The following is a 19,763-nucleotide window of genomic DNA, read 5'->3' as shown; positions in this document are numbered from 1 at the left end:
AGTGTCCCGGCCGTGCGGGCTGGGGCATCATCGCCGGTATGGGAGTGCCGAGTCCGCAAGAGGTCGCCGCGTGGGTTCGGCTTGAGCTGCTGAGCACCGAGACCTTGCCGATGACGGCCGCGCACTGGCTCGTCGACGGCTACGACGGCGAGGCGCTGCGGACCTTGGCGGGGTTGGGCACCCGCGACCTCCACGACATCCGCGAGGTGCTCCCCGCTGCCCTGGCCGACTGCGGTGTGTCCATTCCGGAGTCGGTGACCGAGGCCGCGCACCTGGACTTCGTCCGCATCGCGCGGGCTTTCCAGGCGGGGGAGTTCAGCGTTGCCGCGGTGCTGAGCCAGGTCGTCCCGGTGACCGACTTCTGCGGGGATCCGGGCCACCCACTCCGCGGCCTGCCCATGTCGCGACTCGACGAGTACACCTACGGCTATTGGGGCGAGGCCTGGGAACCGACCGAGGCCGAGTTGGCCGCGGCGGTGCGCGAGGCGTGCGCCGAGGAACTCGCGCTGGACTATCCGCGCGGTGTGGGGGAGTGAGTGGTCGTGCGCGAACGGGAGTTCGTCCCGCTGCCCACCGAGGTCGCGGGGTGGGTGGGAATGGGGGCCGTGGCGCCCGAGGTCATCCCCGGTGCCGCCGCGCACTGGTTGGTCGAGGGGTTTGACGGGCAGGCGTTGCGGGAGCTGGCGGGGTTGGGGGTTGGTGAGGCCGGTGCGATCCACGACCTGCTCCCCGCCGCGCTGGCCGACTGCGGTCTGTCCATTCCGGACAGCGTGGTCGCGTCGGTGCACGTCGTCTTCGTCGGGGTCGCGCAGCGCTACCAGGCGGGGGAGCTGGATGAGGGGTGGGTGCTGCGCTACGTCAGCCGGCTCGTCCGCGACCACTGGCACGCGGACGACCTCGTCCGGGAACTCCCGATGGCGCGGCTCTTCGGCGGTGACGACGCGTGGAGCCGCGGTTGGGGGCCTGCCAAGCCCGAACTCCGGGCACTGGTCCGTCAGGCCTGCGCGGACGAGTTGGCCCTCACCTTCAACGCGGAGAGCTGAGCCCCGGTCAACCGGTCCGACCGGGCCACCGCGGTGTACCGGCCCGATGGATCCCGGTGCAGGGCAACGGGATCGGTGAACATGGGGAACCGCGACGCGTCGGCCAGGGCCAGGGTCGCGCGGTCCGGGGGCCAGCCCAGTGCCGATGCCAGGTCGTCGGCGGTGATCGGGCCGCCCGCGTGCATCACGGCCGCCACGACGGTCAGCATGTCGGCGGTCGGTGAGCCGGGGCCGCCGTCCATGTCCTTGTTCAGCCGCTCCAGGAAGTGCGCCATCTCGGCCAGCCGGTCGCCGACGGGGGTGCCGGGGCCGTAGAGCCGGGCGCCCTCGTGCGCGGCGTCGGCCCAGGCCGCGTTGGAGCGGGCGCTGGCCAGCCACGTGCGGGTCCACATGTCCGGGCCGACCAGGTACCGCTCCCGCCGGGCGGTGCGCTCCCGGGTGACCAGCCCGATCCGCTCCAGGTACGCCACCGCCTTCGACACCGACGCCGGGCTCACGCCCAGCCGCGCCGTCAACTCCGTCGCCGTCAGCCCGCCCGCCGTGCTGGTCACCAGGCCGACCAGCACCCGCGCGGCCATCCGGGGCAGGCCCATCTCCACCAGCGGTGCCGCCAACCGCTCGGCGAAACCCCGGTCGGTGGGCGAGACCGCCACCCGGTCCGTGCCCGGTGGCCGCCGCCGGGCCCGCTCACCCGCCGCCGCGCTCGCGTCCGACGCCCGGTAGTCGGCGCCGCCGCCGTTGCGCGCGACCTCCCGGCTCACCGTCGACGTCGGCCGGTCCAACCGGCGCGCGATCTCCGCGTACCCCAGCCCCGCGGCCAGTCCCTCGGCGATCACCCGCCGGTCCGCCGCCGTCAGCCTGCCACCCGGCATCCGTCCTCCACTCTCGCGGGCACCAGTGTGCGTTCACCGGCACGACAACGCAACGGTGATTGCGTTCACCGTCAACACCATTGCAATGATTGGCACAAATCGGCTCTGATAAGCCAAAACTCGCCGCTCCAGCCTTGACAGATCCTGAAACGCAACGTAGCTTTCGAAGTACGTCAACGATCCAGGGGGAGAGGACATGACCACCTCGTTGCCCGCGCCCGCCCCGCTGCCCTTCGGCCAGTCACCGGAGCGGCCGTTCGACCCGCCCGCGGGCCTGGCGGAGCTGCGCGCCGAGCACCCGCTCAGCAGGCTGACCTACAACGACGGCCACATCGGCTGGCTGGTGACCAACCGCGAGCTGATCCGGGCCGTCATGGCCGACCCGCGGTTCAGCTCCCGCACCGAGCTGATGCACTTCCCGTTCCCGGGCGTGCCCACCGACAGCACCCCGCCCGCGGCCCCGCCCGGCGCGTTCGTCGACATGGACGCCCCCGAGCACACCCGCTACCGCAAGCTCCTCGTCGGCCAGTTCACCGTCCGCCGGATGCGGCAGCTGACCCAGCGAATAACCGAGATAACCGCCGACCGGCTCGCCGCCATGCGCGCGCACGGTCCCGGCGTCGACCTGGTCGAGGCCTTCGCCCTGCCCATCCCGTCCCTGGTGATCTGCGAGCTGCTCGGCGTCCCCTATGACGAGCGCGCGCACTTCCAGCAGCACGCCGCGACCGTAGTCGGCGAGTCGTTGGACATGGCGGCGTGGGGCGACGCCTTCCGCGCGCTCCAGGAGTACCTGGGTGTCCTGGTCACCGCGAAGCGCGCCAACCCGACCGACGACATGCTCAGCGGCCTGGCCGAGTCCGACCTGACCGACGAGGAGCTGACCAACATCGGGGTCGTGCTGCTCGGCGCGGGCATCGACACCACCGCCAACGTGCTCGGCCTCGGCGCCGCCGCGCTGCTGCGCGACCCCCGGCAGGTCGCCGCCCTGCTCGACGACCCGGACCGGGCCGTGGAGGAGCTGCTGCGGTACCTGACCATCGCCCCCACGACCGTGCGCGCCGCGCTGACCGACGTCGAACTCGGCGGTCAGCTGATTCGCGCGGGCGATTCCGTCACCCTTTCCCTGGAATCGGGGAACCGTGATTCCGCGCACTTCACCGAAGCCGACAGCCTGGACGTCGGCCGCGGCGGCAGCGGGCACCTGGCCTTCGGCCACGGCATCCACCAGTGCCTCGGTCAGCAGCTGGCCCGGGTCGAGCTGCGGGTCGCGTTCCCCGCGCTGTTCAAGGAGTTCCCGTCACTGCGCCTCGCCGTCGCCGACCGCGAGGTGCCCTACCGGACCGGTGGTCTCATGCGCGGCGTGCGCGCGCTACCGGTCGCCTGGAGCGATTGATCGTTATGCACTGCCCCTTTCGGAAGTTTTGTTTTTGTGCTATAATCAGGAGAACGCGGGATATGTTCCACAGGTGAACTCCTCGCCTGAAGAATCAGAGCAACCCAGCGCTTCCGCCTTGTTCGCCGCCGCCGCGCGCGCGGCCCACCTGGTCGTCGACGAACCACCGGTCATCTTCCGCGACACCGCGGCGGCCGGGTTGCTCGGCGACCGCGCCGACGAGCTGATCGGCTACCACCGCGCGCACGGCTCGCACCCGGTCCTCGCGGGTGCCCGCGTCCAAGTGCTCGCGCGGGCCCGCTACACCGAGGACCACGTCACCGCGACCCGACCCGCCCAGTACGTCGTGCTCGGCGCGGGCCTCGACACCTTCGCCCTGCGCGGGGGCGTCGAGGGGACCGCCGTGTTCGAGGTCGACCACCCGGCCACCCAGGCGTGGAAGCTCTCCCGCCCGGGTGTGCCCGGTGGGGCCGCCACGTACGTGCCGGTCGACCTCGCGGCGGACCCGCTGCTGGACCGCCTCGTCGACGCGGGCTTCGACCCCGGTGTGCCCGCGGTCGTGAGCTGGCTCGGCGTCACGATGTACCTCACCCGCGACGCGGTCGAGCGCGCGCTCGCCGACCTCGGCCGCCTCGCCCCCGGCACCGAACTGATCTTCGACCACGTCCTGCCCGACCACCTCCGCGACGACGAGGGCCGCGCCTACGCCACCGCGGTCGCCGCCGCCACGGCGGAGAACGGCGAACCCTGGCGCACGACGCTGACGCCGGAGGAAGCGGGCGCGCTGGCCGCGACCCACGGCTTCCCCGAGGTCCGCCACCTCCACCTCGCCGACGCCGTGCCCGCCCGGCTGTGGGACCGCGCGGACGCCCTGCGGCCCAGCGAACTGCTGGTGCTCACCCACGCCGTCCGCCGCGGCTGAACCCGGGACGGCACCCGATTGGGTGGGATGTGCGGCAGGCCCGCGCGATCCGGTGCGGCCGACGGCAATGTCCTGGGGTGCGGCACCGATCCCGGTGCCGCACCCATCGTCCTCTATGGACTGTCCGGCCAGGAGACCCGCATGCCGCTCCCGCTGTCCGCCCCGCTGCTCGCCATGGCCGCCGTCGCCGGGGCCGTGCCCGCCGCGGCCACCGTCCCCGTCGGCCCGGTGCCGGGCATCGTCGCCATCCGCTCCGCCGCGGGCGACGGGTGCCTCACCAGCCCCGCCCGGCTCGGTCCGGTCGCGGTCGCCGACTGCCGCGCCGACGGCAGGCGCCAGCAGTGGCGGGCGAGCAGGCCCACCGACGGCGAGGTGTGGTTCGCCGCCCAGGGCCCCGACTGGTGCCTCGGGCACGACGCGGCCGACGCGGTCCTCGTCGACTGCGACGTCGCCGACCGCGCGCAGGCGTGGAACGTGGTCGAACTGGGCGACGCGGCCTACCTCGTCCAGGCGGCCGAGGCGCCGTACGCGCGGGCGGGCGAGTGGTGCCTCTGGCACGTGCCGGGCTACGTCGGCCTCCAGCCGTGCGACGCGGACGTGGCGAGCCAGCGCTGGGAGCTGCCCGGCACCGACGACGAACGCTGATCCGCGCCCGAGCACCGCTCCCGGTCCCCATCGACCCCAGGGCCGAACGGGTGAAGCGGATACCGGACAGGACTGTCGCGATCGCCCACCACCGCGCCGGGCCCCGGTGTCCCGGATCGCCCGGACGGCCCGCCGCCACTAGACCGAACGCACCACCGGGACCGCCCGTTCCAACCGAGACAGCCCCGCCACGGTGCGGGAACGGCCCGCCGCGGCGACCCGGAGTGGTCGCTCGCCAACCGCTCCCGGTCGCGGGTGAACCAATCGATCGCCGAGGGGTAGCCGAGTTGGCACCCGATTCTCGCACCGAACAGGCTAATCTGAGGAAGATCGCCATGCCGTTCACCGCGCGGTCGCTCCGGACGGGCCGGTCCAGAGTAGAACTGCGGTAGAAATGGACGCGGGCGCGCCGCACCGTGGCGGACGCGGCACGCCCGGTGGCGGTGTGGCGGTGTGGACCGCGGCGGCGGGCCAGGGCGGGTCCCGGCGGCGCGGGTGGGCGACGAGCGGCGGGAGAGATGGCGCATGGAAACGCGACGGAAGCGGCTCGCGCAGGCGCGCAAGGCCGCGGGCCTGTCCCAGGAGAAACTCGCTGAGCATTTGCGCCTGCATCCGGGCACCATCCACCGCTGGGAGTCGTGGGGCCGCGAGCCGCGCGGGTACGTGCTGCCCAAGCTCGCGCACCTGCTCGGCGTCACCCGCGAGGAACTCGACGAGATGCTGGCCGAGGGCCGCGACCCGTCGCGCACCCCGGGGCCGATGCGCAGGCGCCCCGGCTCGCGGGCCGCGCAGCGCGAGGCCGAGTCGGTGGCCACCCCCGCCGAGGGCGGGGACGCGGGCGACCCCGCGCCGTAGCCCGAGCCGCCGCGACCATCGAAGTCCACAAAGGACTTCGATGGTCGCGGACTTGCCTCGACGAACCTCCCCGCGCCGACGGCGGCTTCGAAGTCCCCGCGGCCGCGGCGCCAAGCCGGGAACGGCGCCGGGTGGTGGGAGAAAGTGTTACAGCGCGGCGGAGTAGTGCGACGCGTCGCCGGTGCGCACCACGCTGGGCGTGCCGTCGATGCTCACCGGCACGTCCCCGGCCAGGGTGATCCGGTGCAGGCGGCGCGCCTGGTCGTCGTAGTCGGCGATGGCGTAGTGCTGGGTGGCGCGGTTGTCCCAGATCGCCACGTCGCCGTGCTGCCACTGCCAGCGCACCGTGTTCTCCAACCGGGTCACCCGCTGCTGCAGCAACTGGAACAGCGCCTGCGACTCGGTGGAGGTCACCCCGATGAGCCGCTTGACGAAGTGGCCGAGCAGCAGCGAGCGCTCACCGGTCTCCGGGTGCACGCGGACCACCGGGTGCTCGGTCTCGTAGAGGTCGGACTGGAACTCCTTGCGGTACTGCTCGGTCTTGACGTCGACGCCGCCGATGCGCAGCTCGTCGATGTTGGCCGCGTAGTCGTAGGAGTTGGTGTGCACCGCCCACAACCCGTCGACGAGCGCCTTGAGCGAGAGCGGCAGCGACTCGTAGGCGGCGACGGTGTTGGCCCACACGGTGTTGCCGCCGTACGGCGGCAGGTGCACCGCGCGCAGGATGCTGACCGCCGGGACCCGGTCGACGAAGGTGACGTCGGTGTGCCAGCTGTTGGCCTTGCCGTACTCCGAGTCGATCGGCAGGATGTTCGGGTTCTGCACCCCGCGCACGGTGGGGTGCGCCAGGGTCACCTCGCCCAGCAGGCCGCCGAAGGCCAGCTGGCCGTCGTCGTCGAGGTGGTCCTGGCCGCGGAAGAAGATCACCTTGTTGGCCAGCAGCGCGGCCCGGATCTCGGCCACGGCCTCCGGCGAGAGGTCACCGCCGAGCCGGACGCCATCGATGCGGGCGCCGATGTTGGAACCGAGCTTGACGACCGAGACCCCGGTCTCCACAGGCGTGCTCACAGCAGCAGTCCTTTCCAGGTGGGGGCGCCGCGACCGCGGCGAGAGGCGGGGGACCCCGCACCACCGAACCTACGAACGGCGCGCGCGGCCCAACAAGCTTCCGTCAAGCACTGAAATTAAGTGATCCTCGATATTCCATATCCCGGACGTCGTTGACATCCCGTGTGGACACACGGAGTCTTCCCCTGTGCGCCGTTGTTGATCCACCCCACCGCCCCCGTGCCGGGCGCCCGCCCCCGACTTCTTCTCGCCCGCGAATAAAAGCGGGCAAACAGTTATGCCTAGAAAGGGCATCCGTGACCGACATGCGACCCGCCAGGCCCGGGGTGCGCGCCACCAACGCCGCCGCCGTGCTGGCCGCGATCCGCCGCGAGGGACCGCTCTCGCGCGCGGCGATCGGTGAGCACACCGCGCTGAGCATGCCCACGGTCAGCAGGCAGGTCGCGGTGCTCATCGAACTGGGGCTGCTGCGCGAGTTCCCCGAGCTGGTGCCGGTCGGCGCGATCGGCCGCCCGCGCGTGCCGATCCACCTCGACGACACCCGCTACGCGGCGTGCGGCGTGCACATCGGGGTGAGCACCATCACCTACGGCCTGGCCGACCTGCGCGGCACGCTGCTCGACTCCGAGGAGATCCCCACCCCGTCCGGCAGCGCCGAGGACGTGCTCGCGCACATCGCGGGCAAGGTGCGGGCGTTCCTGCGGCGCTGGTCGCGGCGCCGGGTGCTGGGCATCGGCCTGGCCACCGGCGGCCTGGTCGACGCCGAGCGCGGCCTGCTCGACCACGACCGGCTCGGCTGGCACCGGGTACCCGCCGCCGACCTGCTGCGCCGGGCCACCGGCCACCCCGTGCACCTCGACGGCCACGTCGCGGCCATGGCCAACGCCGAACTGCTCTTCGGCTGGGGGCCGCGGGTGTCGAGCCTGCTGTACTTCTACGCCCGCGAGGTCGTCGGCGTCGCGCTGTCGGTCGACGGCAAGCTGCACCGCGGCCCCGGCGGTGGCGGCAGCGTCGCGCACCTGCCGATCGGCGGCGACACCCGATGTCCCTGCGGGGCCACCGGCTGCCTGGAGGCCACGGTCGCCGACCGCACCGTCGCCGAGCGCGCGGTGCGCGACGGCGTCGTCGCCGAACCCGACATCCGGCTGGTCCGGCAGGCGGCGCGCGCGGGCGAACCGCGCGCCGAGCAGCTGCTCGCCGACCGCGCCACCGCGCTGGGCCGGGCCGTCGGGCTGCTGCGCGACGCGTTCAACCCCGACCGCGTGGTGCTCGGCGGCCAGGCCATCACCGACCAGGCCGAGCGGCTGCCCGACCTGCTGCGCGCCTACTCGGCCACGACGACCCTCCCGGGCGCCGACATCGTGTCGGTGACCCGCTTCGGCGCCACCCTGCAGGCCACCGCGGCCTGCACCGGACTGCTCAACCGGCTGTTCGACAACCCCCTGGACCTGTTGGAAACAGCCAAGGTCTCCACCACAGACGACAAGCACGCACGAAAGGCCCCCACCCGATGAACGTATTGCCCAGACGCGCGACTCTGCGGGCGCTCGCGGCGGCCGCGCTGCTGCTGACCACCGCTGCCTGCCAGTCCGCCGTGGACGCCCAGACCGCCCCCGCCGGCGCGTCGGCGGCCCCGAAGTCGGGCGGCGTGGCCGAGCTCGGCGTCAACCTCGACCTGGTGCCCGCCAACCTGTTCACCAACAGCAACGTCTCCATCACCACCGTCGTCGGCCTGGTCTACGACAGCCTGGTCCGCTACGACCGGCAGAAGCTGGAGGCCAAGCCCCGGCTGGCCACCGCCTGGGAGCAGGCCGACGGCGGCAGCACGCTGAACATCACCCTGCGCAAGGGCGTGAAGTTCCACAGTGGACGCGAGTTCACCTCCGCCGACGTCAAGTTCTCGCTCACCTCCTACGCCGACCCGAAGTGGAACGGCCAGCTGGCGGGCACGGCCAAGACCATCACCGCCATCGAGACCCCGGCGCCGGACAAGGTGGTGCTCAAGCTGGCGCACCCGGTGAGCAACCTGCTCGACCTGCTCGACACCGTGCCGATCATCGACTCGGAGACCGCCGCCGAGATCGGCACCGGCAAGAAGTTCGTCGGCACCGGCGCGTTCAAGTTCGACTCGTGGCGGCCCAACACCGACCTCACCTTCTCCCGCAACGACGACTACTGGGGCGGCAAGCCCTACCTCGACGGCGTGCACGTGCGGGTCATCCCCGACGCCCAGTCCCTCGCGGCGGCGGTGAAGTCCGGCCAGGTGCAGCTCGCCCGGGGCGTCGGCTACCGCGACGCCGAGGCCGCGGAAGCCGCGGGCGGGCTCAAGGCGATCCCGCTGGAGGGCGCCGAGTTGCAGGCGTACGTCGGCATCAACGTCTCCGCCCCCGGCCTCGACGACCCGAAGGTCCGCCACGCCATCGCCTACGCGCTGGACAAGGAGCGGATCGTCAAGGAGGTCTACCGGGGCAAGGGCTACCCGGTGTCGCTGCCGTGGCCGCGCACCAGCCCCGCCTACGACCAGGAGCTGGACAACCGCTTCCGCCGTGACGTGGCCAAGGCCAAGTCGCTGCTCGCCGAGCACGGCGCGGCGCTGCCCGAGGTCCCGCTGGCCTACCCCGGCACCGACGGCGTGCAGGCCAACATCGCCCAGATCGTGCAGAACAACCTGGCCGAGGTGGGCATCGCGGTGAAGCTGGAGCCGGTCGACTCCACGCAGTTCATCAAGCAGCTCATCGGCGCCCAGTTCCCCGGCCTCTGGGTCACCAACCACTCGTGGGCCCAGTTCACCCCGTCCACGCTGACGGTCAGCGCGTACCCGTTCAACGCCAAGCGCAACTCCTCGCACTTCAGCTCCCCGGCCTACACCGCGGCGGCCGACAACGCGTGGAAGCTGCCCGACGCCACCGGCGCCGCGGCCACCGCGGCCTACAAGGAGCTGTCGAACCAGCTGCTCGACGGCACCTTCCTCGCCGAGATCGGCGTCGTGTTCGAGCAGGTCGTGGTCCGCGACGGCCTCCAGGGCGTCGACTGGACCCGCAGGCGCGAACTCGACCTGAGCAAGGCGTTCCTGGCGTGACCCGGTACCTGCTGCGCCGCGCGCCGTCGGCGCTGATCGTGCTCTGGCTCGCGTCCGTGCTGATCTTCCTGGTCATCCGGGCGATCCCCGGCGACGCGGCCGCGGTGCTGGCAGGTGCCGACGCGCCCCCCGAGGTCGTGGCGGCCATCCGGCACGACCTCGGGCTCGACCTGCCGGTGGTCAGCCAGTACCTGCACTGGCTGGGCGGGCTGTTCACCGGCGACCTCGGCCGCTCCTACCTGATCGGCGGCGACATCGCCGACCTGGTCGGGGCCGGCCTGGGCAACACCCTCACCCTGACCCTGGCCGCGCTGGTGATCGCGGTGCTGGTCGCGCTGCTGCTCGGCCCGCTGTGGGCGGCCACCCGCAACCGCTGGGTGGACCGCGCGCTCACCGCCTTCCACACCGCGGCGGTCGCGCTGCCGACCTTCGTCACCGGCGTGGTCCTGATCATCGTGTGCGGCGTGTGGTTCCGGGTGCTGCCCACCGGCGGCGTGCCGCCCAAGGGCATGTTCGACCGGCTCGACATCACCGCGCAGTACCTGGTGCTGCCCGCGGTGTGCCTGGCCCTGCCGGTGGCGGGCGTGCTGACCGGCTTCCTCGCCGAGACGCTGCGCGCGGAACTGCGGCAGGACTACATCACCACCGTGACCGCCGCCGGTGTGCGGCGCCGGGAGGTGGTCGTGCGGCACGCGCTGCGCGGCGCGCTGCCGGTCGTGGTGACCACGCTGGGGTTGCAGACCGGGTCGCTGCTGGGCGGCGCGGTGCTGGTCGAGTCGATCTTCTCCTGGCCCGGGCTCGGGCTGCTGGTGGAGCAGGGCATCACCCGCCGGGACTACCCGGTGGTGCAGGTGCTGCTGATCCTGTCGGTCGCGGTGTTCGTGCTGGTCCAGCTGCTGACCGACGTCGTGCACGCGTACCTGGACCCGCGCGTCCGGTTGGGGGGCAAAGCGTGACCGCCGTGCTGGAGGACCCGGTCGAGCCGGTCGAGGTGGCCGTGCCCGCGCGGCCGCGGGTGTTCGCCCGGGGCAAGGGGCTGATCGGGCTGGTCCTGGTCGGCGTCGTGGTGCTGGCCGGGTTGGTCGGGCCGCTGCTGGTGCCGTGGGACCCGTACGCGCAACTACCCGACGCGAACCTGCTCGGCCCGTCCGGCGCGCACCTGCTGGGCACCGACGACCTCAACCGCGACGTGCTGGCCCGGCTGCTCGCCGGGATCCGCGTCGACTTGCTGATCAGCTTCACGGCGGTGCCCGTCGGGGCGCTCATCGGGTGCGCGGTCGGCGCGCTGGCCACGGTCAACAACGTCCTGGACGTGGCCGTGCAGCGGCTGTTCGACGTGCTGCTGGCGTTCCCGCAGCTGATCCTGGCCATCGGCTTGGCCGCGGTGATCGGGCCGGGCACGAGCTCGGTGATGGTCGTCGTGGTGTTCATCGAGATCCCGGTGTTCGGCAGGCTGCTGCGCGCGGCCGTGCTGAAGGTGCGGGAGGCGCAGTACGTCACCGCCGCCGAGGTCGTCGGCGCGCGCAAGGCGCACGTGCTGCGCACCCACGTGCTTCCGAACTCGCTGGAGCCGGTGCTGGTCCAGTTGGCACTGTCCATGTCGGTCGCGGTGTTCATCGAGGGCGCGATGAGCGTGCTCGGCATCGGCGTCAGCCCGCCGGAGCCGTCGCTCGGCGCGGTGCTCAAGACCGCACTGGGCTATTTGGACCTCAACCCGCTTTTCGCGGCCGGACCCCTGGTGGTCACGGCCGTGCTCGTGCTGGGCTTCCAGTTGATCGCCCAAGCCGCGAACGCCGCCCGCGGCGCATAGAGAAGGACAAAACGCATGACTCTCCCAGACAACGCACGGGGCTACGACGGCTTCACCGGCAAGGTCGGCCGGGTCTTCGCCGAGTCGCGCCCCGGCTGGCCCGCCGAGCGGCGCGCGAAGGGCCCGAACATCGTCGTGGTGCTGGTCGACGACCTCGGGTACGCCGACATCGGCCCGTTCGGCGGCGAGATCGCCACCCCGACGCTGGACGCGCTGGCCGCCGGTGGTCTGCGGCTGACCAACTACCACACCACCCCGCTGTGCTCGCCGTCCCGCGCGGCGCTGCTCACCGGCCTCAACCCGCACCGCGCGGGCTTCGCGTTCCCCGCCAACTCCGACCCCGGCTACCCCGCGTACTCGTTCCAGTTGCCGGACAACGCGCCGTCGCTGGCCGAGTCGCTGCGCGCGTCCGGGTACGCCACCTTCGCCGTCGGCAAGTGGCACCTGACCCGCGACGCGGCCAGCCACGACGCCGCCGACCGCGCGTCCTGGCCGTTGCAGCGCGGCTTCGACCGGTACTTCGGCAGCCTCGAGGGCTTGACCAACCTGCACCACCCGCACCGGCTGGTCTGGGACAACAGCCCGTACGACGGCGACTTCCCCGAGGGCTACTACCTCACCGACGACCTCACCGACCGGGCCGTGCGCATGATCGACACGTTGCGCGCCAACGACCCGGACAAGCCGTTCTTCCTCTACTTCGCCCACCACGCCATGCACGGCCCGTTGGGTGCCAAGGAGTCCGACCTCCAGCGGTACAAGGGCCGCTACGCCGCGGGCTGGGACGCCATCCGCGAGCAGCGCTTCGCCAAGCAGCTCGCCGAGGGCCTGTTCCCGGAGGGCACGCTCCTGCCGCCGCGCAACAGCGAGCCGGGGCGGGACGTGCCGCCGTGGGATGAGCTGTCGGACGAGCAGAAGCAGCTCTTCGCCCGGTACATGGAGGTCTACGCCGCCGCGCTGGACAATGTGGACCAGAGCGTCGGCAGGCTGGTCGAGACCTTGCGCAGGCACGGGGAACTCGACGACACCATCATCGTGTTCACCTCCGACAACGGCGCCACCGCCGAGGGCGGGCCGGCGGGCACGCGCAGCTACTTCAGCCAGTTCGTGCACGTGCCGGGTGTGCCGGGCTCGTGGGACCGCGACGTCGAGCGGGAACTGGACCTGCTCGGCGGCCCGCAGACCACCATCCACTACCCGCGCGGCTGGGCGCAGGCGTCGAACACGCCGTTCCGGCTGTACAAGTTCGACACCTACGCGGGCGGGGTGCGCACGCCGTTCATCGTGCACTGGCCCGCCGGTCTGGCACCGGGGTTGCGGCACCAGTACGTGTACGTCACCGACGTGACCCCGACCCTGCTGGAGCTGGCAGGCGTGCCGCGCCTGCCGGAGCGGCACGGCCTCGCGGCGGCGGAGGTCGACGGTGTGAGCGCGGCCTCCTTGCTGCACGACTCCACTGTGGATAGCAGGCACACCAGCCAGTACACGGAAACCGGTGGCAACCGCGGCTACTACGCGGACGGCTGGAAGATCGTCACCCGGCATATCCCAGGAACCCCTTACGACGACAGCGAGTGGGAGCTGTACCACGTCGCCGAGGACCCGACGGAGACCACGGACGTCGCCGCCGCCAACCCGGAGAAGTTGGCCGAACTCGCCGCGGCGTGGGAGAAGGCCGCGTGGAACAACGCGGTGTTCCCGCTCAACGACTACAGCCCCGCCAACAACCTGCGCAGGCCCGACGACGAACGCCTCGAGCGGCCGGTGACCCTGTACCCGGGCACGCCGCTGCTGGAGCGGTACCGGTCGGCGCAACTGGTGCAGTTCCGCGACTTCACGGCCATCGCGGCGCTGGAGTGCACCGTGGGCGACCGGGGTGTCCTCTTCGCGCACGGTGACCAAGGCGGCGGCTACGTGGTGTACGTCGAAGACGGCGCGGCCTACCTCAGCTACAACGCTTACGGTGTCGTGCACCGCACCGCTGGCGTACCGCTGGGCACCGGCCCGGTCGAGGTCCGCCTGACGGCCGAGGCGTTGCCGGAGTTCCGGTGGAACCTGGTACTGGACACCGGTTCCGGCACCGGCGAGGTCGGTCCGGTGCCGCAGATGATCGGCTTGGCCCCGTTCACCGGCATCAGCGTCGGCGCGGACCGCGGCGGCCCCGTCGACTGGGACCTGCACACCCGCGAGCGGACCTTCCCGTACTCCGGCGCGCTCCGGCACGTCCGCTACGAACCCGGCAAGCAGGCCGACTACGACCCGGCCCTGGTGGCCCGACTCTGGGCGGAGGCCGAACGTGTCTACGACTGAGCGGAACCCGGTGCTGGCGGTGCGCGGGCTGGAGGTCTCCTTCGGCCCGGCACCCGCCGTGCGCGGCGTCGACTTCTCGATCGCGCCAGGGGAGATCCTGGCGCTGGTCGGGGAATCCGGCTCCGGCAAGTCCGTGACCGCCCGGGCCGTGCTGGGCCTGCTGCCCGCCACGGCCGCGGTGCGCGGTTCGGCCAAGCTGAAGGACCGGGAACTGGTCGGGGCGGGGGAGGAGGAGCTGCGCGAGGTCCGCGGACGCGGGATCGCGATGGTCTTCCAGGAACCGGCCACCGCCCTGAATCCCGTGCACACCATCGGTTGGCAGCTCTCGGCGGTCCTGCGTGCGCACCGGAAGGCAACGCGTGCCGAGGCCCGTGCGGAAGCGGTGCGCCTGCTGGAACTGGTGGGCCTGCCCGCCGCTTCCGTGGTGAAGTACCCGCACCAGCTCTCCGGCGGGCAGAAGCAGCGGGTCGTGATCGCGCTGGCGCTGGCCAACGAGCCGTCGCTGATCATCGCCGACGAGCCGACCACCGCGCTGGACGTGACCGTCCAGGCGGAGATCCTGGCTCTGCTGCGCGACCTGCGCGACCGGCTCGGCACCGCGATCCTGCTGATCACCCACAACATGGGCGTGGTTGCCGACCTGGCGGACCGGGTCGCGGTCATGCGGCGCGGCGAGCTGGTCGAGCAGGCCGAGGTGGGGGACCTGTTCGCGCGACCGTCGCACACGTACACCCGGGAACTGCTCGCCGCCGTGCCCCGCCTGGGGCACCGGGACCCGGCGTCCTACTCCGCCGAGTCGACCACGGACGCCCTGCGGCTCGCCGAGATCGTGGTGCGGTTCAAGGACTTCACCGCGGTCGACCACGTCGGCCTGCGGATCGGCCACGGCGAGGTGCTCGGGCTGGTCGGCGAGTCCGGCTCGGGCAAGTCGACCATCGGCCGGGTGGCCGCGGGCCTGCTGCGCCCGGCCTCGGGCACCGTCTCGGTGTTCGGCGGCGACCCCGTGGCCGCTCGCCGCGACCTCGGCTTCGTGTTCCAGGACGCGGGCGGCTCGCTCAACCCCCGGATGACCGTCGCGGACTGCGTCGGCGAACCCTTGCGGGTCCACAAGGTCGCTCGCGGCGAGGAGTACCGCCGCCGGGTCGCCGAGCTGCTGGACGCGGTCAAGCTCCCCGCGTCCTACGCCCGCCGCAGGCCCCGGGAGCTGTCCGGGGGCCAGCGGCAGCGGGTCGGCATCGCCAGGGCGCTGGCGCTGGGACCCCGGCTGGTGATCGCCGACGAGCCGACCAGCGCGCTGGACGTGTCGGTGCAGGCGGCGGTGCTCGACCTGGTGACCGGCCTGCAGCGCGACCTCGGATTCGCCTGCCTGTTCATCAGCCACGACCTCGCCGTGGTCGACAGCGTCGCCCACCGCGTTGTCGTGCTGTGGCAGGGGAAGGTGGTCGAGGAAGGCGCCCACCACGAGGTCCTGCGGGCGCCCCGCGAGGAGTACACCCGACGGCTGGTGTCCTCAGTGCCCGATCTCGACCGGGCGTTCGCGCGGGTGTGACAAGGTACAGTTCCACGCGGACCAGCGCCGAACGCACCGGGATGGCACACGTGTGGGACACCATGACCGACATGATCGCTTCGGCGCGTGACCACCTGGCGCGGTACCCGGCGCTGTCCATCGGCAGCGTCGGGGTCTCGGCCACCGACCTCGGGCCGCGGCAGGTCGAGGTCTACGTCCCCACCGGCGCGCACGCCGAGGTCTGCGCCCACCTGCTGGCCTGGTGGGACAGCCTCGACGACACCTCCCTGCTCCTCAAGGTCGGCGACGACCCGGAGGACGCCCGGGTCCTGCTCTACGGGCGGCTCGTCGACGGCATCGCCATCACCGTCGTGGGACTGGTGGAGGAAGACGCGCTCGACGGCGTCCTCGACGACCAGTTCGGCGAGTGGGTCCTGCACTGGCTGCGCGAGCACGCTGTGTGAATGGCCTCGGCTCCGCCGAGGCGGCGAGATCGCCCTTCAGCCGATCTCTTCCCCCGCGGTTCAGAGACCGGCGCGATCTCGCGGGTGTTCAGCGTCCTGCCTGGTAGTGGGAGTTGACCTGGGTCGCGGTCAGCGCGAACGGGTAGTACGAGATGAACGCCAGGTGGTCCCACCAGTGCGCCGCGGACTGGTCGGTCCCGAACCCGTTGGTGAAGCCGTTGGTGTTCTCGTACCCGATCCGGAGGTACCCGGTCAGCGCGGTCGGGTGCACGCCCGACTGACTGGCCGCCAGGGTGTTGTCGAGGTAGAGCTTGAGCCCGTAGGACGCGTCGTGCACGGCGACGACGTGGTGCCACGAACCGTCGTTGATGCTGTAGCCGCTGACCAGTTCGTAGGTGACACCGCTGCCCTGCACGGCGAACACCAGCCTGCCGGTGCTGTTGACCAGCACCAGCAGGTTCTTGCTCGGCGACGCCGCGGTCTGGGTGCTGCCGATCGCGACGGCCACGCCCTGGCTGTTGACCGTGCGGACCCACGCCTCCTGGCTCGAACTCGTCGTCGGGGAGATCGAGATGGTGCCCGGGGTCGACACCCAGTGCGTCTGGTCGACCCGGGGGTAGGCCTCCAGGTTGCGCACGCACGCGTACGGCGACGCGTTCACCGTCTGCCGACCACCCTGGTAGGTGCCGTTCTGCGCGCTGGAGGACTCGTCGATCGCCGTGGTGCCGGTGGTCTCGTTGAGCGGGTAGAGCCGGGTCGCGCCGTCGGACAGCGGGACGTAGTGGCAGTCCGGTGGGGCCGAACTGACCGTGTCGGTGGTGTTCACCAGCCGCGCCAGGTAGGCGCTGATGGTCGAGTTCGTCCCCAGGTAGGCGACCAGCACGAGGACCCCGGACAGCGCGAGCAGCCGCCGCTTGGTCCTCGCGGTGGTCATCGGAGCCTCCGCTGCCGGTAGAGCGAGATCAGGAACGGCACCGCGCACAGCACCAGGCACACTGTCCACCACTGCCACGGCATGTGCGCGTTGACCGTGATGGGGATGCGGCCGTGGTCGTCGGCGGCGTTGCTCAGCAGGTCGGCGACCTGGCCGGAGTGCAGGTCCGCGAACACACCGTCGGGGGTTTCCACCCGCACGGGCAGGATTCCCGTCGACACCACGGTCGCCCGGGTGCCGTGCTCGTCGCCCATCGTGGTGAGCAGGGTCGCGTTCACCAGGGGGCGCAGCACCACGATCGCCGCGCTCACCGCCAGCGGGTACCCCACGAGCCGCAGCGCGCTGCGCCAGCGCGGCGCGGCGCGGCGGGTGAGCAGCCAGATCAGGCCGCACCCGGGGATCAGGATCGGCAGCGACTTGATCAGCCACGCGATGCCCCACCAGCGCGCGACGACCTTGCCGACCAGGTTCTCCTGGGTGACCGGGGTCGGGTCCATCGCCCCGTTGATGTCGCCCTTGGTGTGCACGCCGCCCGCGGTGTCCATCACGCGGTGGGTGTGGATCCGGCTGTCGCCCGGGGGGATGAAGGAGATGATGTCGCCCGTCCGCAGGTCGGCCACCCGGGCGGGGCGGGTCAGCACCAGCGTGCCGACCGGGGCGGCCTCGCCCATCGACGGGGTGTCCACCGACATCCAGCGGCCCCCGGTGATCGACCACCCCAGCACCATGACCACCCCGGCCAGCACGATGGCGGCCAGGGTGGTCAGCAGGCGTCGGTGGTCATGGCTCAGGGAGGCGCGGTGCTTGCCGCGCCTCCCCGGGCGCTGGCTGAGAACCAGCGCCCGGACTCGGATCAGGAGCTGAACGTCCATGTGAGTGGCTGCGAAGCGGTGAGTCCCATGTAGCTGTTGCCGAGGGACGAGGGCAGGCTCACCACAAAGGTGTACTGCTGGGTGGCCGACGGCGCCAGCGCGGTGAGCGAGATGGGAGTGGTGAACGCGGCCAGGGTGCCGTTGTAGGAGGTCGGGCCGGTGGCGGTGGCCGCCGCGTAGATCTTCAGGGTGACCTGCGAGCAGAAGTCCGACGCCGGGGTGATGCCCGAGACCGAGCCGGACTGCGAGCAGGTGCCCGGGGTCAGGGTGAAGGTGGCCGGGGTGATGGTGCCGTCGTTGGCCAGGGTGACGGTCTTGGTCGCCGAGCCGCCGGGCAGCAGCGTCGAGCCGCTGTACTTGTTGATGGTGGCGCAGTTGGCGGCGTTGGTCGACGAGCTGGTGCTGGTGCAGGTGTTGCTGCCGTCGGTCTCCCGCAGGATCAGCGACCCGGTGGACAGCGTGTCGGTGGTGTTGGTGATGGCCGCGGTGAAGGCGGACAGGGTCCCGGTCAGCGCGAGGGCGAGCAGGGTGGTGCCGACCAGACCACCCGCGATGACGAGCAGAGCCGACTTGCGGTCGCTGAGGCGACGACGGGTGACCGAGGCCATGGCCTTAACCTTTCTCGACCCGGCGGGTTGTGCTGCCGGTTGGCGGGGACGCTCGTGGGGCGCGGGAGCCGTTTCACTATCCATCGCGGACTGTGAGCCGGTTCTTATGCCAGACACGAACGAGTTTGCCCCGCATGACGGACGCTGCCGCCGGGTCGAGTGGTTTTAAGGGGTCCAAGTAGGACGCTGCGTAGCACTGCACGGTCGGCGGGGTGGGTGCCCCCGGCTCCAGTGGCCACAAAAGGCGGAAAATTACACTCTGGGTATGAATTTCCCGGGTACTGCGTCGCCCGTCACCGGGAAGGGTGAAGTTTAGGTGTCGACCAGTGACGGAACGGGTGTCACCACCGGGTGTCTTCACTCGATCGCGGTAGGTGTGCGCTCCATACGAGTTCACCATAGCTTTGACAACACTATGCCCGGGGGATTGAGCGGGTCTCAAGTGCCAACCGGTTGCGACCCGGTTGCCGCCCGCCTCGTCGCGGGTCCTACCTGGGGCCCGTGACGGGCCACTCAGCACTCCTGGCGCCTAGCCCTGCCGGACCGGCAGCCCGGTGCCGGTCTCCAGCAGGGACTTCAGGCTGGCGATGATCTCCGGCCAGCCGTGGGTCACGCCCGCGAGCAGCTCGCTGCCCGGCTCGAAGCCACCGTGCACCACGGTCAACCGGACCCGCTCGCCCAACTGCTCGATCTCGAAGGACACCCGGGACCGCGGCTCCGCCGCGAACCTCGCGGCCACCTCGTGGTCGAAGTCGTGGGAGTCGCGCCACTCGTCGGAGATGGTGTGCCAGGTGTAGGAGAGCCGCCGGGGCGGGTCCGACTCCAGCACGACCTGCTCCGGGTCGGTGATGGTCACGCCGTTCTCCACCCACGTCATCGGCGTGCCCGCGGTCCAATCTGAGGTGAACTCGACGCCCCAGTACCGGCGCGTGAACGCCGGGTCGGTGAGCGCCTGCCACAGCTTCTCCGGCGTGGTGGCGATGTACGTCGTGTACGTGAACTCGGTGGGTGCGGCCATCGGTTGCTCCAGTGCTCTCTTCAGGTCGGCGAGCGCTTGAACCCGCCCGCGGTCGTAGCGCTTGATCCAGCGGTCGGCGATGGCGTTGACCGGCTCGGCGTTGAGGTGGTGCAGCTTCTCCCTGCCCCGCCGCGCGGTGGTCACCAGGTTGGCCGCCTCCAGCACGGCCAGGTGCTTGCTGACCGACTGCCGCGCCATGTCCAGCCCCGCGCACAGCTCGCGCAGCGTCTGCCCGTCCCGCTCGTTGAGCGAGTCCAGCAGCCTGCGCCTGCTCGGGTCGGCCAGCGCCCGGAACACCTCGTCCATCCCGCTCCCGGAAAAAGGCAGCCAAGCGGCTGCGTGTTCAGCATAGGCAGCCGG

General features: G+C 71.7%; 19 protein-coding genes. 13 read left to right on the top strand and 6 right to left on the bottom strand.

The features are described from left to right. Positions 1–38 precede the first annotated feature (38 nt). Positions 39–536 (top strand): hypothetical protein, encoded by a 498-nt coding sequence (locus CLV40_RS34265; RefSeq protein WP_146108381.1) that lies wholly within the window; start codon positions 39–41, stop codon positions 534–536. Positions 537–542: 6 nt separating this feature from the next. Then, positions 543–1,043: a hypothetical protein gene (locus CLV40_RS34260; protein ID WP_146108380.1), complete on the top strand. Its 501-nt coding sequence runs from the start codon at positions 543–545 to the stop codon at positions 1,041–1,043. Here the strand turns inward: CLV40_RS34260 and CLV40_RS34255 are convergent. Beyond that, positions 995–1,915: a helix-turn-helix domain-containing protein gene (locus tag CLV40_RS34255; protein WP_104483181.1), complete on the bottom strand. Its 921-nt coding sequence runs from the start codon at positions 1,913–1,915 to the stop codon at positions 995–997. The two genes, CLV40_RS34260 and CLV40_RS34255, sit on opposite strands and share 49 nt — an antisense overlap. Positions 1,916–2,111: 196 nt before the next feature. Here CLV40_RS34255 and CLV40_RS34250 point away from each other — a divergent pair, with 196 nt between their 5' ends. The 4 genes from CLV40_RS34250 to CLV40_RS34235 all read left to right on the top strand — a co-directional run bounded on the left by CLV40_RS34250 (position 2,112) and on the right by CLV40_RS34235 (position 5,730). Beyond that, entirely contained in the window at positions 2,112–3,308 is a 1,197-nt protein-coding gene (locus tag CLV40_RS34250) for a cytochrome P450 (RefSeq protein WP_104483180.1), read from the top strand. Between the two features lie 73 nt (positions 3,309–3,381). Then, complete coding sequence (locus tag CLV40_RS34245; protein ID WP_219824193.1) at positions 3,382–4,230, top strand: class I SAM-dependent methyltransferase; 849 nt, start codon at positions 3,382–3,384, stop codon at positions 4,228–4,230. A 141-nt stretch (positions 4,231–4,371) separates the two neighbouring features. Continuing rightward, positions 4,372–4,875, top strand: coding sequence for a ricin-type beta-trefoil lectin domain protein (locus CLV40_RS34240; protein ID WP_104483178.1), 504 nt, complete (start codon positions 4,372–4,374; stop codon positions 4,873–4,875). A gap of 525 nt (positions 4,876–5,400) precedes the next feature. Further along, positions 5,401–5,730: a helix-turn-helix transcriptional regulator gene (locus CLV40_RS34235; protein WP_104483177.1), complete on the top strand. Its 330-nt coding sequence runs from the start codon at positions 5,401–5,403 to the stop codon at positions 5,728–5,730. 147 nt (positions 5,731–5,877) lie between these two features. On the opposite strand, the gene CLV40_RS34230 is transcribed toward CLV40_RS34235, so the two are convergent. Then, positions 5,878–6,798, bottom strand: coding sequence for a TauD/TfdA dioxygenase family protein (locus tag CLV40_RS34230; protein WP_281261701.1), 921 nt, complete (start codon positions 6,796–6,798; stop codon positions 5,878–5,880). 305 nt (positions 6,799–7,103) lie between these two features. Here CLV40_RS34230 and CLV40_RS34225 point away from each other — a divergent pair, with 305 nt between their 5' ends. The 7 genes from CLV40_RS34225 (at position 7,104) to CLV40_RS34195 (ending at position 15,971) form a co-directional block, all read left to right on the top strand. Continuing rightward, positions 7,104–8,312, top strand: a complete 1,209-nt coding sequence (locus CLV40_RS34225; protein WP_104483175.1) for an ROK family protein — start codon at positions 7,104–7,106, stop codon at positions 8,310–8,312. Next, a complete protein-coding gene (locus tag CLV40_RS34220; protein WP_104483174.1) occupies positions 8,309–9,877 on the top strand; it encodes an ABC transporter substrate-binding protein in 1,569 nt (522 codons plus the stop codon). Before CLV40_RS34225 ends, CLV40_RS34220 begins: the two co-directional genes overlap by 4 nt. After that, on the top strand, positions 9,874–10,833 hold the full coding sequence (locus CLV40_RS34215; protein WP_104483173.1) for an ABC transporter permease: 960 nt from the start codon (positions 9,874–9,876) through the stop codon (positions 10,831–10,833). The genes CLV40_RS34220 and CLV40_RS34215 overlap by 4 nt, the downstream gene beginning before the upstream one ends. After that, entirely contained in the window at positions 10,830–11,687 is an 858-nt protein-coding gene (locus CLV40_RS34210; RefSeq protein ID WP_104483172.1) for an ABC transporter permease, read from the top strand. The genes CLV40_RS34215 and CLV40_RS34210 overlap by 4 nt, the downstream gene beginning before the upstream one ends. Before the next feature lie 15 nt (positions 11,688–11,702). After that, on the top strand, positions 11,703–13,997 hold the full coding sequence (locus CLV40_RS34205; RefSeq protein ID WP_104483171.1) for an arylsulfatase: 2,295 nt from the start codon (positions 11,703–11,705) through the stop codon (positions 13,995–13,997). Continuing rightward, a complete protein-coding gene (locus tag CLV40_RS34200) occupies positions 13,984–15,546 on the top strand; it encodes a dipeptide ABC transporter ATP-binding protein (RefSeq protein WP_104483170.1) in 1,563 nt (520 codons plus the stop codon). Before CLV40_RS34205 ends, CLV40_RS34200 begins: the two co-directional genes overlap by 14 nt. Before the next feature lie 71 nt (positions 15,547–15,617). After that, positions 15,618–15,971: a hypothetical protein gene (locus tag CLV40_RS34195; RefSeq protein WP_146108378.1), complete on the top strand. Its 354-nt coding sequence runs from the start codon at positions 15,618–15,620 to the stop codon at positions 15,969–15,971. An 88-nt stretch (positions 15,972–16,059) separates the two neighbouring features. Here CLV40_RS34195 and CLV40_RS34190 read toward each other — a convergent pair whose 3' ends face one another. From CLV40_RS34190 to CLV40_RS34175, 4 genes are all read right to left on the bottom strand, one after another. Next, positions 16,060–16,905 carry a LamG-like jellyroll fold domain-containing protein gene (locus CLV40_RS34190; RefSeq protein ID WP_104483168.1) on the bottom strand — a complete coding sequence of 282 codons (846 nt, stop codon included), beginning with the start codon at positions 16,903–16,905 and terminating at the stop codon, positions 16,060–16,062. Further along, complete coding sequence (locus CLV40_RS34185; RefSeq protein WP_104483167.1) at positions 16,902–17,777, bottom strand: S24/S26 family peptidase; 876 nt, start codon at positions 17,775–17,777, stop codon at positions 16,902–16,904. The genes CLV40_RS34190 and CLV40_RS34185 overlap by 4 nt, the downstream gene beginning before the upstream one ends. Beyond that, entirely contained in the window at positions 17,759–18,385 is a 627-nt protein-coding gene (locus CLV40_RS34180) for a hypothetical protein (RefSeq protein WP_104483166.1), read from the bottom strand. The genes CLV40_RS34185 and CLV40_RS34180 overlap by 19 nt, the downstream gene beginning before the upstream one ends. Positions 18,386–18,914: 529 nt before the next feature. Beyond that, positions 18,915–19,709, bottom strand: coding sequence for an ArsR/SmtB family transcription factor (locus CLV40_RS34175; protein ID WP_104483165.1), 795 nt, complete (start codon positions 19,707–19,709; stop codon positions 18,915–18,917). Between the last annotated feature and the right edge of the window lie 54 nt (positions 19,710–19,763).

This window comes from Actinokineospora auranticolor (assembly GCF_002934265.1).
Classification (GTDB): Bacteria; Actinomycetota; Actinomycetes; order Mycobacteriales; family Pseudonocardiaceae; genus Actinokineospora; species Actinokineospora auranticolor.
Note: the sequence above shows the minus strand (reverse complement) of the source record. Positions and strands in the feature narration are given on the sequence as shown.

What these genes read in the sequence shown, in the direction of transcription:
- CLV40_RS34265 (WP_146108381.1), top strand. Translation starts at nt 39, where the DNA reads ATGGGAGTGCCGAGTCCGCAAGAGGTCGCCGCGTGGGTTCGGCTTGAG.
- CLV40_RS34255 (WP_104483181.1), bottom strand. Translation starts at nt 1,915, where the DNA reads ATGCCGGGTGGCAGGCTGACGGCGGCGGACCGGCGGGTGATCGCCGAG.
- CLV40_RS34250 (WP_104483180.1), top strand. Translation starts at nt 2,112, where the DNA reads ATGACCACCTCGTTGCCCGCGCCCGCCCCGCTGCCCTTCGGCCAGTCA.
- CLV40_RS34240 (WP_104483178.1), top strand. Translation starts at nt 4,372, where the DNA reads ATGCCGCTCCCGCTGTCCGCCCCGCTGCTCGCCATGGCCGCCGTCGCC.
- CLV40_RS34235 (WP_104483177.1), top strand. Translation starts at nt 5,401, where the DNA reads ATGGAAACGCGACGGAAGCGGCTCGCGCAGGCGCGCAAGGCCGCGGGC.
- CLV40_RS34225 (WP_104483175.1), top strand. Translation starts at nt 7,104, where the DNA reads ATGCGACCCGCCAGGCCCGGGGTGCGCGCCACCAACGCCGCCGCCGTG.
- CLV40_RS34220 (WP_104483174.1), top strand. Translation starts at nt 8,309, where the DNA reads ATGAACGTATTGCCCAGACGCGCGACTCTGCGGGCGCTCGCGGCGGCC.
- CLV40_RS34205 (WP_104483171.1), top strand. Translation starts at nt 11,703, where the DNA reads ATGACTCTCCCAGACAACGCACGGGGCTACGACGGCTTCACCGGCAAG.
- CLV40_RS34195 (WP_146108378.1), top strand. Translation starts at nt 15,618, where the DNA reads ATGATCGCTTCGGCGCGTGACCACCTGGCGCGGTACCCGGCGCTGTCC.
- CLV40_RS34190 (WP_104483168.1), bottom strand. Translation starts at nt 16,905, where the DNA reads ATGACCACCGCGAGGACCAAGCGGCGGCTGCTCGCGCTGTCCGGGGTC.
- CLV40_RS34185 (WP_104483167.1), bottom strand. Translation starts at nt 17,777, where the DNA reads ATGGACGTTCAGCTCCTGATCCGAGTCCGGGCGCTGGTTCTCAGCCAG.
- CLV40_RS34180 (WP_104483166.1), bottom strand. Translation starts at nt 18,385, where the DNA reads ATGGCCTCGGTCACCCGTCGTCGCCTCAGCGACCGCAAGTCGGCTCTG.
- CLV40_RS34175 (WP_104483165.1), bottom strand. Translation starts at nt 19,709, where the DNA reads ATGGACGAGGTGTTCCGGGCGCTGGCCGACCCGAGCAGGCGCAGGCTG.